General features: G+C 72.7%; 10 protein-coding genes. 6 read left to right on the top strand and 4 right to left on the bottom strand.

Going from position 1 to position 12606, the window contains the following annotated elements; translation table 11 throughout:
* Positions 1-22 precede the first annotated feature (22 nt).
* From ACZ4TV_RS20080 to ACZ4TV_RS20070, 3 genes are read left to right on the top strand one after another with little or no spacing between them, the layout of a single operon-like run.
* Positions 23-1309, top strand: a complete 1287-nt coding sequence (locus ACZ4TV_RS20080; RefSeq protein WP_468136029.1) for an alkaline phosphatase family protein — start codon at positions 23-25, stop codon at positions 1307-1309.
* 20 nt (positions 1310-1329) lie between these two features.
* Entirely contained in the window at positions 1330-2580 is a 1251-nt protein-coding gene (locus ACZ4TV_RS20075) for an MFS transporter (protein ID WP_468136028.1), read from the top strand.
* Between the two features lie 9 nt (positions 2581-2589).
* Positions 2590-3513, top strand: a complete 924-nt coding sequence (locus ACZ4TV_RS20070) for an SDR family oxidoreductase (RefSeq protein ID WP_468136027.1) — start codon at positions 2590-2592, stop codon at positions 3511-3513.
* 199 nt (positions 3514-3712) lie between these two features.
* Here ACZ4TV_RS20070 and ACZ4TV_RS20065 read toward each other — a convergent pair whose 3' ends face one another.
* Positions 3713-4795 (bottom strand): enoyl-CoA hydratase/isomerase family protein, encoded by a 1083-nt coding sequence (locus ACZ4TV_RS20065; protein ID WP_468136026.1) that lies wholly within the window; start codon positions 4793-4795, stop codon positions 3713-3715.
* A 36-nt stretch (positions 4796-4831) separates the two neighbouring features.
* Here ACZ4TV_RS20065 and ACZ4TV_RS20060 point away from each other — a divergent pair, with 36 nt between their 5' ends.
* A complete protein-coding gene (locus ACZ4TV_RS20060) occupies positions 4832-5395 on the top strand; it encodes a dihydrofolate reductase family protein (RefSeq protein ID WP_468136025.1) in 564 nt (187 codons plus the stop codon).
* On the opposite strand, the gene ACZ4TV_RS20055 is transcribed toward ACZ4TV_RS20060, so the two are convergent.
* The gene (locus ACZ4TV_RS20055; RefSeq protein ID WP_468136024.1) at positions 5380-6129 is read right to left on the bottom strand and encodes an AraC family transcriptional regulator; all 750 of its coding nucleotides are present in this window, start codon (positions 6127-6129) and stop codon (positions 5380-5382) included. The genes ACZ4TV_RS20060 and ACZ4TV_RS20055 overlap by 16 nt on opposite strands.
* Positions 6130-6192: 63 nt before the next feature.
* Between ACZ4TV_RS20055 and ACZ4TV_RS20050 the strand changes: the two genes are divergently transcribed.
* Together ACZ4TV_RS20050 and ACZ4TV_RS20045 are read left to right on the top strand one after the other, a co-directional pair.
* Positions 6193-7422, top strand: a complete 1230-nt coding sequence (locus ACZ4TV_RS20050; protein WP_468136023.1) for an MFS transporter — start codon at positions 6193-6195, stop codon at positions 7420-7422.
* 48 nt (positions 7423-7470) lie between these two features.
* A complete protein-coding gene (locus ACZ4TV_RS20045; protein ID WP_468136022.1) occupies positions 7471-9465 on the top strand; it encodes a CASTOR/POLLUX-related putative ion channel in 1995 nt (664 codons plus the stop codon).
* Positions 9466-9481: 16 nt separating this feature from the next.
* Here the strand turns inward: ACZ4TV_RS20045 and ACZ4TV_RS20040 are convergent, their stop codons facing one another.
* Positions 9482-11443 (bottom strand): flavin monoamine oxidase family protein, encoded by a 1962-nt coding sequence (locus ACZ4TV_RS20040; protein WP_468136021.1) that lies wholly within the window; start codon positions 11441-11443, stop codon positions 9482-9484.
* Positions 11444-11620: 177 nt separating this feature from the next.
* A complete protein-coding gene (locus ACZ4TV_RS20035; RefSeq protein ID WP_468136020.1) occupies positions 11621-12358 on the bottom strand; it encodes a carbonic anhydrase in 738 nt (245 codons plus the stop codon).
* Positions 12359-12606: the final 248 nt, after the last annotated feature.

Below are 12606 nucleotides of genomic sequence, written 5' to 3'. Positions count from 1 at the left end.
CGAGAAGAAGGAGGAACCACCCATGCCCATGCCCATACCGACGCCCCGCCCCTCACCGACGGCGCGCGCGAGACGCCGGGCCCGATGGTCCGCGCTCGTGGCCGGGATCGGCACGCTCGGCCTGCTGGGCGCCTTCACCGTGGCCAACTCGCAGGCCGCGGAGAACACTTCCGCCACCGTGAGCGCCGCCCCCGCACTGCCGTCGTACGACCACGTGGTGGTCGTCGTGTACGAGAACAAGCAGTACGGCGAGATCATCGGCAGCGCCAACGCCCCGTACATCAACCAGCTCGCGAACGGCGGCGCGAGCCTGACCGCCATGAAGGCACTGACCCACCCCAGCCAGCCGAACTACTTCAACCTCTTCTCGGGCGCCACGCAGGGCATCACGGGGGACGGCTGCTACGTCCCGCAGTCGATGACGGCGCCCAATCTCGGCCAGGAGCTGATCGCGGCCGGCAAGACCTTCGCGACGTACAACGAGGACCTGCCGAGCGAGGGGTCCACCGCCTGTACGAACGGCCAGTACGCGCAGAAGCACAACCCGTGGTTCGCCTTCAAGAACGTGCCGCTGAACACCGGGAAGACCTGGGCGCAGTTCCCGCAGAACAACTTCGCCGCACTGCCCCACCTGTCCTTCATCGTCCCGAACCAGTGCAACGACATGCACTCGTGCTCCGTGAGCACGGGGGACACCTGGACGAAGAACAACATCGACGCCTACGCGCAGTGGGCGAAGGCCAACAACAGCCTGCTGGTCCTGACCTGGGACGAGGACAACTTCCTGGGCTCCAACCAGATCGCCACCGTCTTCTACGGGGCGCACGTCAAGACGGGCAAGTACGCCACCCCCTTCAACCACCACCACCTGCTGCGGACCTTCGAGGACCTGTTCGGTACGACGCACGCGGGCAACGCGGCCAACGTCCAGCCGATCAGTGAGGTGTTCGTCAGCTCGACGGATCCCACGCCCACGCCCACACCCACGCCGACTCCCACACCGACACCCACGCCCACCCCGACCCCGACTCCGACGCCCACTCCAGGTGACCTGAAGCTGGCCAATCCCGGCCCGCAGACCTGCAAGTTCAACCAGTCCTGCACCATCCAGCTCAGCTCCACCGGCGGCAAGCCCCCGGTCCGGTACGCGGCCACCGGCCTGCCCTGGGGCCTGACCGTCGACGCCGGCACCGGCCGGATCAGCGGCAAACCGTGGGCCAGCGGCACGCTCCAGATCACCGCGACGGCCACCGACTCCACGGGCGCGACCGTCACCGCCGCCTTCCCGCTCACCGTCAACTGGTTCTAGACACCCGGAGGAGACGTCCCGTGTACCTGTCGACCAGCCGGGCCGCGGACATCGCCGGGGACACCCCGGCCGCGAAGGGCCCCTTGCGGGCCGTCCCCGGCACGGTGTTCGCGCTCGGACTGGTCAGCCTGGTCACGGACGTCTCCGCGGAGATGGTCACCGCGGTCCTGCCGCTGTACCTGATGGCGGGGCTCGGCATGTCCCCGCTGGCCTTCGGCGCCCTGGACGGTCTGCAGCACGGCGCCACCGCACTGCTGCGCCTCGCGGGCGGCCGGATCTCCGACCGCACCCGTCGCCGCAAGCTCGTCGCGGGCACCGGCTACGCGCTCTCCGCCGTGTGCAAGGCGGCCCTGCTCGCCGTCACCACCCCCTGGTCGGTGGCGGCGGTGCTCGCCGCCGACCGGACCGGCAAGGGCCTGCGCACCGCCCCGCGCGATGCGCTGATCTCGCTGTCCGTTCCGCCCGAGCAGCAGGGCCGCGCCTTCGGGGTGCACCGCGCCCTGGACACGGCGGGCGCGCTGCTGGGGCCGCTGGCAGCGTTCGGGGTGCTGTGGGTGGCGGTGGACGGGTACGAGGCCGTGTTCACCGTGAGCTGCTGCATCGCCGTACTGGGCGTGGTGCTGCTCGCGCTCTTCGTGCGGGAGGCCCCCGCGCCCGCCGCCGTCAGCGCCCGGGCTCCGCTGCCCCCCGTACGCACCCTCCTACGCCTTTCCGGCCTGCGGCGGCTCTGCCTGACCGCTGCCGTGCTCGGCCTGTTCACGGTCGGCGACGCCTTCCTCTACCTGCTGCTCCAGCGCCGGCTCGACCTGGCGGCCGGGTACTTCCCGCTGCTGCCCGTGGGCACGGCGGCCGTGTTCCTGCTGGCCGCGCTGCCCGTGGGCCGGCTCGCCGACCGGCTGGGCCGCCACCGGGTCTTCCTCTGCGGGCACGTGCTGCTGCTCGCCGCCTGCCTGCTGCTCCTGGCCCCGGTACCGGCCGGGGCGCTGCTGGCCGTCGGTGTGCTCGCGCTGCTCGGCCTGTTCTACGCGGCCACCGACGGGGTGCTGATGGCGGCCGCCGGGCCGCTGCTGCCGGCCGAGCTGCGCACCACCGGGCTCGCGGTGCTCCAGACCGCGCAGGCGCTGGCCCGGTTCGCGGGTTCCCTGCTCTTCGGGGCGGTCTGGACCCTGTGGGGGCCGGGCTGGGCGCTGGGGCTGGCGGCGGGCGGGCTGCTGTTGTCCCTGGCGGTGGTGGCCGTGTTCGGCAGGTTTCGGGCAGGCGGACCGTCGTAGGGTCGGGGCATGGCGGAAGCACAGCGGACTCTCGAAGGCAGGGTGGCCCTCGTGGCCGGGGCGACGCGGGGCGCGGGCCGCGGCATCGCGGTCCAGCTCGGCGCGCAGGGCGCGATCGTGTACGTGTCGGGGCGCAGCACCCGGGGAAGGCGCTCGGAGTACGACCGGCCCGAGACGATCGAGGAGACCGCCGAGCTGGTCACCGCGGCGGGCGGTCAGGGGATCGCGGTGGTCGCCGACCATCTGGTGCCGGGCGAGGTGGAGGCGCTGGTCCGGCGGATCGACACCGAGCAGGGGCGCCTGAACGTGCTGGTCAACGACATCTGGGGCGGGGAGCTGCTCTTCGAGTGGGACAGCACGGTCTGGGAGCACGACCTGGACAAGGGGCTGCGGCTGATGCGGCTGGCGGTGGAGACCCATGCCATCACCAGCCATTTCGCTCTGCCGTTGGTGCTGCGCGAGCCGGGCGGGCTGGTGGTGGAGATGACGGACGGCACCGCCGAGTACAACGCGAGCAACTACCGGGTGTCCTTCTTCTACGACATCGCCAAGTCCGCCGTCCTGCGCATGGCGTTCGCGCTGGGGCACGAGCTGGGGCCGCGCGGGGCGACGGCGGTGGCGCTGACCCCGGGCTGGCTGCGCTCGGAGATGATGCTCGACAACTTCGGGGTGACGGAGGCGAACTGGCGGGACGCGCTGGCCCGGGTCCCGCACTTCGCCATCTCCGAGACCCCGGCGTACGTGGGCCGGGCGGTCGCGGCGCTCGCCGCGGACCCGGAGGTGTCGCGCTGGAACGGCCGTTCCCTCTCCAGCGGGCAGCTCGCGCGGGTCTACGGCTTCACGGACCTCGACGGCAGCCGACCGGACGCCTGGCGCTACCTGGTCGAGGTCCAGGACCCGAACCGCCCGGCGGACACGACCGGCTACCGCTAAGGCCCACGGCCCGCGGCCGTTTCGGAGAGGCGGCGCGCCGTATCGGAGGCGCGCGGGGCGAGGAGCAGGACGCGGTCCGTGGGCACGGCGGGTGCGGCGGGCATGGCGGGCATCGGGACATGCTGCCGGGACACGGGCCGCCGTGACACCAGTTTTACCGCACGGATCGTCGCGGCGGTCCGGCTCGGCCGCGGCCGGGTCAACCCTCCGGCAGACGCAGTTCGCGGCCCTCGCCGAGCGGGGCGAAGAACCGCTCCACGTCCGCGTCGGTGACCTCGGCCAGGGTCGGCGGGGACCAGCGCGGATCGCGGTCCTTGTCGACGACCTGGGCCCGGATGCCCTCCACGAGGTCGGGCGAGCCCAGCGCGTTGCAGGAGACCCGGAACTCCTGGGCCAGCACCCGCTCCAGCGTGCCGAGGGCCACGGCCCGGCGTACGGCGGCGAGGGTGACCTTGAGGGCGGTCGGGGACTTGGCCAGGATCGTCTCGGCGGCCTCCTTGGCCGCCGGCTCCCCCTGGCCGAGCAGCCGCTCCACGATCTCCTCGACCGTGTCCGCCGCGTAGCAGTGGTCGATCCACCACCGTCGGCCGGCGAGTTCACCGGGCTCGGGCGTGGCGGCGTACCGCGGCAGCACCTCGTGGGCGGGCGCCGTGGCGAGAGCGGCGGTGAGCTCCGGGAGCCGGCCGGCGGGTACGAAGTGGTCGGCGAGCCCGCAGAGCAAGGCGTCGGCGGCGCCCACGGGGGCGCCGGTGAGGGCGAGGTGGGTGCCGAGCCGGCCGGGGGCGCGCCCGAGCAGCCAGGTCCCGCCGACGTCGGGGACGAAGCCGATGCCGGTCTCGGGCATGGCGACGCGCGAGCGCTCGGTGACGACGCGCACGCCGCCGTGGGCGGAGACGCCGACGCCGCCGCCCATGACGATGCCGTCCATGAGGGCGACGTACGGCTTGGGGTAGCGGGCGATCCGGGCGTTGAGCCGGTACTCGTCGCGCCAGAAGCCGGCGGAGGCGGTGGTCCCCGCCTTGGCGTCGTCGTGGATGGCCCGGATGTCCCCGCCCGCGCACAGTCCGCGCTCCCCGGCTCCCCGGATCAGGACCTGGTGGACGGCGGGGTCGTCCTGCCAGGCGCCGAGCGCCTCGTCGATCCGCAGCACCATGGGGTGGGTGAGGGCGTTGAGGGCCTTGGGGCGGTTGAGGGTGACCACCCCGGTCCGGCCCTCGACGTGGAACAGGACGGTGTCGTCGGCCGTGCGGACGGTGTCGGCGCTGTCGTCTTCGGTCTTCACAGCGATCAGTATGTCCGCGGCGTAGGGTGGGCCGGTATGCGGAAGATCATCCTCATGATGTCGGTGTCCCTCGACGGATACATCGAGGGTCCCGAGCGGCAGATCGACTGGCACGTGGTCGACGAGGAACTGCACCAGCACTTCAACGACGAGGTCCGCGCGCTGGGCGGTTTGCTGGAAGGCCGCGTGACGTACGAGCTGATGGCGGACTTCTGGCCGACCGCCGACGCCGACCCCGCGAGCACCCCGGTCATGGTCGAGTTCGCCCGCCTCTGGCGGGAGATCCCGAAGTACGTGTACTCGCGCACCCTTCAGCGGGCCGACTGGAACACCACGATCGTGCGGGACGTCGTGCCGGAGGAGGTCGCCGCCCTCAAGGCGGCCCCCGGCGGTGACCTGGTCGTCGGCGGGGCCGATCTCGCCGCCGAGTTCCTGCGCCACGACCTGGTGGACGCGTACCGGATCTATGTGCACCCGGTGCGGATCGGCCGCGGCAAACCACTCTTCCCGCCCGTCGACAGCGGCACGGTCCCGCTGCGCCTGGAGGGCACCCGCACCTTCGGCAACGGCGTCGTACTCCTGCGCTACGGCCGCCCGTAGGCCCCGGGCGTCTGCCCGAAGGCCCGGCGGAAGACGTCGATGAACGCACTCGCCGACGACCACCCGCAGCGGTGCGCCACGGCGGTCACCGGGACGCCGGCGGCCAGCAGCCGCAGCGCCCGGTGCAGCCGCAGCTGGGTGCGCCACTGCGGGAAGGTCATGCCCAGCTCGGCGCGGAACAGCCGGCTCAGCGTCCGCTCACCGGCGCCCGCCCCCGCGGCCGCGGCGAGCGCCGCCAGCCCCCTCTGATCGGCGGGGTCGGCGTGCAGCAGCGCGCACACCGCCGCGAGCCGCGGGTCGGCGGGGGCGGGCAGGTGCAGCGGCTGCAGCGGCGAGGCCCGCAGCTGGTCGAGGAGCACCCCGAGCAGCCGTCGCCGCTCAGGACTGCCGTCCTCGGGACCGCGGGTGTAGGCCAGGATCAGCTCGCGCAGCAGCGGGCCGACGGCGATGACCGCGGGCGCGTCCAGCGACAGCGGGTTGAGACGGGTCGGCAGGCCCACGGAGTGCAGGTCGGTACGGCCGAAGGCGCGGTGCTCGTGCACCGTCCCGGCCGGGATCCACAGGGCCCGGGTGGCGGGGGCCACCCAGGTGCCGGCGTCGGTGGTGATGGACAGCACGCCGGAACCGGCGTAGGCGATCTGGTGGTCGTCGTGACGGTGCGGATCGATCCCGATGTCGGTGTCGAGCTCGCGGATGCTGGTCGCGGCCCGCGGCGTGTGGCGGATTTTCTGCATCACTCGGCAATTTATCGGAAGCGGGACGCCGCCGGGGAGGGCGATTCTCGATCGGTGAAGTCAATGACCGGAACAACTCCGCTGCGGCGCCGCACCGCCGCCCTCTCGGCGGGCCACTCCTGCGTCGACGTCTACCAGGGCGCCGTCGCCGCGCTCGTGCCCTTCCTCGTGGCGGAGCGCGCGTACGGGTACGCCGCCGCGTCCGGCATCGTGCTCGCCGCCTCGCTCCTCTCCTCAGTGGTCCAGCCGCTCTTCGGGATGCTGACCGACCGGCACCCGATGCCCTGGCTGATCCCGGTGGCCACGGCCGCAGCCGGGCTCGGCATCGCGCTGGTCGGGCTGGACGCCGGGTACCCGGCCACGGTGGCCGCCGTCGCGCTCTCCGGGCTGGGCGTCGCCGCGTACCACCCGGCGGCCGCCCGGCTGGTCCGTGCCACGGTGGGCGGGGCCGGGCACACGGCGATGAGCTGGTTCGCGCTCGGCGGCAACATCGGCTTCGCCTGCGCGCCGCTGCTGGTCGTCGGCGCCCTGGCGGTGCCCGGCCCGGCCGGCTGGTGGCTGCTGGCCGTGCCCGCCGCGCTCGGTGTGCTCCTCAACCTGCCGCCGTCCGGCGCCCGGACGAGCAAGGCGGCCGAGCCGGCCGCGTCCGGCGCGGTGGCGTCGCGGGACGACTGGCCGGCCTTCCTGAGGCTCTCCCTCGTCGTGATCGTCCGGTCCGTCGTCTTCATCGGCCTGAGCACCTTCATCGCCCTGTACGTACGCGAGCGCGGCGGCGGTGAAACCGCCGGGGCCGTGGCCCTGTTCGCCCTGTTCGCGGGCAGCGCGGGCGGCACCCTGCTCGGCGGCCGGCTGGCCGGGCGGTGGGGCCGGGTGACCACCGTCCACCGGTCCTACGCCGCGGCCGTGCCCGCCGTCGCCGGGATCCTCCTGCTGCCGCTGCCGCTCGTGTACGTCTGCGCGGCGCTCGCCGCCGTCGCCCTGTACGTGCCCTTCTCGCTCCAGGTCACCCTGGGCCAGGACTACCTCCCGACGCGCATGGGAACGGCGAGCGGGGTCACCCTCGGCCTGACGGTGAGCGTCGGCGGCCTCGCGGGCCCGCTCATCGGCGCGGCCGCGGACGCCGCCTCGCTGCGCGCCGCCCTGCTGCCGCTGGCCGTGCTGCCGGTGCTGGCGTGGGCGCTGGCCCGGCGGCTGCCGGAACCCGTACGGGAGCCCGTACCGCAGGAGCCCGTACCGGACACCGCGGGGGCGTCGGGGCCGACCGCCCGAGCGGCGAAGGGGGTTCACCCGTAACCGACGGGACGCCGGTGGGTTAGCAGCACGGAAGACGAGGGAGTTCGCATGGCGCAGCGGCACAGGACGACCTTCCGGCTGCGCCTTCGGTACCGGTTCGACCATCTGGTGGCAGGCGGAACCACCGCGCTCATCGGCTGGTTCGCCCTGGCCTGCCTTGCCGTGGTGCTCCCGGCGAGCACGGTGCTCGTCTGGGCCGACCGGGCCGCCCCGACGACGCTCTCCGGCCGGCTCACGGCCGTGTGGGTCAGCGTCGGGCAGACGCTCAAGATCGGTGGTGCGGTCGGCCCGCCCCTCTACGTGCTGGCCTCCGTGGCACTCGCCCTGGTCGCCCTGCTGTTCGTGTCGACTCTGGTCAGTCTGATCACCACCGGCATCAACCGGCGCGTCATGGCGCTGCGCCGCGGCCACTCCACGGTGCTGGAAGCGGGGCACACCGTCGTGCTGGGCTGGTCCGACCAGGTCTTCCCGGTGGTCGGGGAACTGGTGGCCGCCAACGCCAACCAGCGCAAGTCGGCCGTCGTCGTCCTCGCCCCGAAGGACAAGGTGGAGATGGAGGACGAGATCTCCACCTGCGTCACCGACGCCGGCAGGACGAGGATCATCTGCCGCAGCGGCCGCACCACCGATCCGACCGTGCTCGCCCGGGTGAGCCCGCAGACCGCGAAGGCCGTGCTCGTCCTGCCTCCCGACGGGGACGCTGGCGACGCCCACGTGGTGAAGACCCTGCTCGCCCTCAACGCGGCGGTCCCGCAGTCCGGTGACGGGGTGGTGGTCGCCGCCGTCCGTGACACCCGCAACCACGTCACGGCCGCGCTGGCCGCAGGGCCCGGCGGACACGTCCTGTGTGTCGACGACATCATCGCCCGGCTCCTCGTCCAGACCGCCCGCCAGCCCGGTCTCTCGCTCGTCTACCAGGAATTACTGGACTTCGAGGGGGACGAGTTCTACACGGCGGCGGCCCGGGATCTCGCCGGCCGCACCTTCGGCGAGGCCCTTCTGGCGTTCACCACGTCCTCGGTGGTCGGTCTGCTGCGCTCTGACGGCGCCGTCGCGCTCAATCCGGACCCGGGCACGACGATCGGTGCGAGCGACCGGATCATCCTCGTCTCGCAGGACGACGACACGGCCGTACCGGCGGACGCGGCACCCTGGGTCGACGAGGACGCGATCGTCACGGCCCGCCCCCGGATCCCCCTCGCGGAACGCCTGCTCCTGCTCGGCTGGAACCGCCGCGCCCCGCTCATCGTGGAGCAGCTCGACCAGTTCGTGGGCCCGGGAACCACCCTGGACGTGGTCTCCCTCGCCGACGATGCGACCACGCCGACCGCCTCCGGCGTCGCGGTGTCGGGGAGCCGTCTCGAAGTGACCTTCCACAGCGGGGACATCACCGATCCCGCGGTCCTCGCCAAGCTGGACGTCCCCTCGTACGACAGTGTGATCGTCATCGGCGAGACGGGCCGCGAGACCGGGACCGGAGCTGGGGCTGCGGCTGGGGCTGAGACCGGGACCGGGACCGGGACCGGCGCCGGGACCGGGACCGGGACCGGGAGCGGGACCGGGACCGGGAGCGGGGCCGAAACGGATGACAGGACGCTGGTCACGCTGCTGCACCTGCGGGCGATCGGGGACCGCGCACAGCGCCAGCTCTCGCTCACCACCGAGATGTCCGACGACGGCAACCGGCTGCTCGCGCCCGCCCGGGAGGGCGCCGACTTCATCGTGAGCGGTCGGCTGATCAGTCTCCTCATGACCCAGATCTCGGAGAGCCGCTACCTCGCCGACGTCTTCGCGGAGCTGTTCGACGCGGAGGGGAACGAGCTCTACCTGAAACCGGTCGCGGACTACGTCCGGACCGGTCGCGAGGTCGCGTTCGCCACCCTCGTCGAGTCGGCGCGCCGCCGCGGCGAATGCGCGGTCGGCTACCGGCTGCGTTCCCAGGCCGCCACGGGTCCCGCCTACGGCGTGCGGCTCAATCCCGACAAGCGGCAGCGGGTCCGCTTCAGCGAGCACGACTGGCTGATCGTGCTCGCCGGGAGCTGACGGTCCATCCGGCGGCTCAGACCACCGAGTGGACCTCCAGGGCGGTCCGTACCGCGGATTCCAGGGCTCCCTCGATCCACGCCGGCTTGATGGAGGTGTGGCATCCGGCGAAGTGCAGGCTGCCCTCGGACGTGCGGACGTGCGGGAAGAGCTCGGTGTGCTGACCGGGCAGCAGCACGGAGGCCTCGCCGTAGGCGTACGGGTCGCGCATCCAGGACTGGGTGCGTCCGACGCCGGTGTAGAACACCTCGATCCGCTGCCCGAACACCTCCTGGACCCCGGCGAGCGCGCGGGGGTAGCGCTCGTCGTCGTCCAGGGAGTCCCACTTCAGGGCGTCGTCCGACCAGCTGTAGGAAGCGAGGACCACCCCGCCCTTGCTGCCCTCGACGGGATAGGAGGGCTGGAACATGAAGCGGTTGGGGTTGTCGGTGGCCGAGCCGCCACCGATGACCCCGGCCGCCTCGGGCTGATCGCGAGTGGCGCTGCGGCAGGCCGCGTAGTGCGCGCGCTGGGCACCGGAGATGTGGGCGCTGTTCACGGAGGAGTGGGCGCCCAGCAGGGCGCCGTCCTCCGGGGTCCGCCCGAGCTGGTACTTGCGGTACAGGCCGGGCTGTACGGCTTCCAGCTCGCGCTTCCAGTCGGCTTCGTCGAACTCCCACCAGCGACGGCTGAATTCGAGCAGCACCTTGGTGGCCGCGTCGTAGTGCAGTTCGGTGATCGCGCGCCGCTTTCCGTAGGAGAGCGCGGGAGCGACCGGGATGTGGCGCAGTCCGGAGAAGGGGACGGTGATGATCGCCGTGTCGCCGGTGAAGGTCTCGCGCCGCACGGCGCTGCCGCCGCGGCCCTCGGAGACGGTGTCGATGGAGACCTTGCCCTCCCCGTGCGTGATCCGGGTGGCGCGGCGGTCGAGCCGTACGAGGTCCTTGACCCGGGCGTAGAGGGCGTCGGCCAAGGTGGCGGTTCCGCCGGGCAGTTCGAAGAAGGCCGTGTCCGGACTGATCAGGGAGGCCCCGATGAAACTGTGCACGAAGGCGAGGTGCAGGCGGGAGGTGAGGTTCTCGACGGTGCCGATCAGGTCGATCGTCCGCTCGTCGAGCTTCGCCTCCTCGGTGAGATAGCGGTACATCGACATGTGGCCGTAACGCTGGATGACGCGCGCCCAGCCCTCGACGAGCGCCTTGTCCTTCTTGCCCTCGATCTCCTTGCGTACGGGCGCGAAGGCGTTGCGTACGATCTGCGCGGCGGGAAGGGACTCGTAGGCCGCCGGGACTCCGAAGGAGCGGTTGAGGGCCTGCGGGCTGCGCGCGTAGTCGGCGCGGCGGACGCGGATGCCGTTGACGAAGATCCACGTGCGGTAGGCGGGGCGGCCGGACCCGTCGACGTCCACCAGGTGGAAGCGCCGGCGCTGTAGACCGAGGCTGTCGATCAGTCCGGTGACCAGCGGGTGGCTGTCGGGGATGCGCATGGCGCCGGCCTCGGCGTACTGCTTCGGGTCGGCGAAGGGGGCGGCGGACTTCTCGTGGCCGCCGGCGCGGAAGGTCTTGATCCGGCCGCCCACCCGGTTGCCGTTGGCCTCGATGACGGTGACCTGGTGGCCGGCCGTGTGCAACAGGTGGGCGGCGGTGAGTCCGGCGGGCCCGGCGCCGACGATCAGCACCTTCTTGCGGGTGCGGGAGCGGGGCAGGCCGTTCTTCAGAAGGATGTCCGCGTAACGGGGCACCAGGGGCTGGTCGTCGTCGTCCCGTACGAGGATGGCCCGGGCGATGGTGAGGCAGGTGTCCCAGTCGGTCGGCGCGACGCCGGACGGAGCCCGCGAGGTACCGGCGGAGGCGGCGGCGACCGTCAGCGCGCCGGCCCCCGCTACTGCGGCGGCGCCGGCGATGACGGTACGGCGGGAGTGTCGCTGGGCGGGCGCCGGACTGGACGCCGGGTCGGGCTCGTTCGCGGAGTCGGGCGCGGGGTCAGGGTCGATGATCATGACTCAACTCTCGCGGCCGTCGGGCGCCTTGAGCGCTCAAAGGGGCCGGAGCGGGAAATAATCACCCGGACGTGCGGCGCGGGCCGCCTGGGCTGACGAACTGGATTTCGTGCGACGCCTCCCCCGCGCCTCCTCCGCGTACCCCGCGTACCCCGTGTACCCCACGTATCCAGCCGGTCAGTGGATCCGGCGCACCCGCTGGCTCGTGAGTTCGTACCGGGCTCCGACCACGGCCAGCTCCCTGGCCGTCACCTTGGCCGCCAGTTCGGGTTCCGCGGCCAGTCGCGACCGCACCAGCCGCACATTCGCGGTGATCGCCGCATCGATCCGCGCGGTCCCCCGAAGGCGCCGGTCGATCGCGGGGTGGATCTGATCGGCCAGGTACTGCATGTGGCCCGGCAGCGGCGCTCCCCCCTCGTCGGCCCGGACGGCCGCGGCGACCGCCCCGCACGATTGGTGCCCCAGGATGACGATCAGCGGGATGCGCAGTTCCAGAACCCCGTACGCGATGCTCCCGAGCACCGCCTCGTCCAGTACCTCCCCCGCCGATCGCACGGTCAGCAGGTCGCCCAGGCCCTGGTCGAAGACCAGCTCCGGGGGAACGCGGGAGTCGACGCAGCCGAGGACGACGGCGAACGGATGCTGGCCACTGACCAGCGTCCGCCGCACGGTCCGCGTCTGGTCGGGGTGACGCTCGTGGTACGTCCGCCAGCGCGCGTTCCCCGCCACCAGTTCCCCCAGCGCGGACGCGGGCGTGGTGGGCCGCGAACCGGCCGCTCCGCCGGCTCGGGAGGCGGCCGGGATCCCGGCGGACCCGGCCACCAGTCCGGTGCCCACGGCCACCACGCCCGTCAGCACCGCCCTCACGAGGCGGCGCCGCCCGGGGACCCCCTGACCTTCAGGTTCAACCCTCATATCAGGACAAGCTATGCACAGGCGGGCCTGGAGGGCGTGCGCCGTACGAGGCGTTGGCGCGGCCTTGGCGAAGTCTTGGCAAAGGCGCGCACGCTCGCAACGCGGGTCGGTGGCTGCGGCGTCCGCGCCCAGCCCTAGGGGGTGTCCGGCGGGTCAGGGTCGGATAGCCCGGGTCGTCTGGTGCCGTGCATTGCAAGGCGGAGGAGGGAGTCCATGCGGAGCATCGACGACCGACGACAACGCGGCAA

The organism is Streptomyces sp. NPDC028910 (assembly GCF_055564955.1).
Note: the sequence above shows the minus strand (reverse complement) of the source record. Positions and strands in the feature narration are given on the sequence as shown.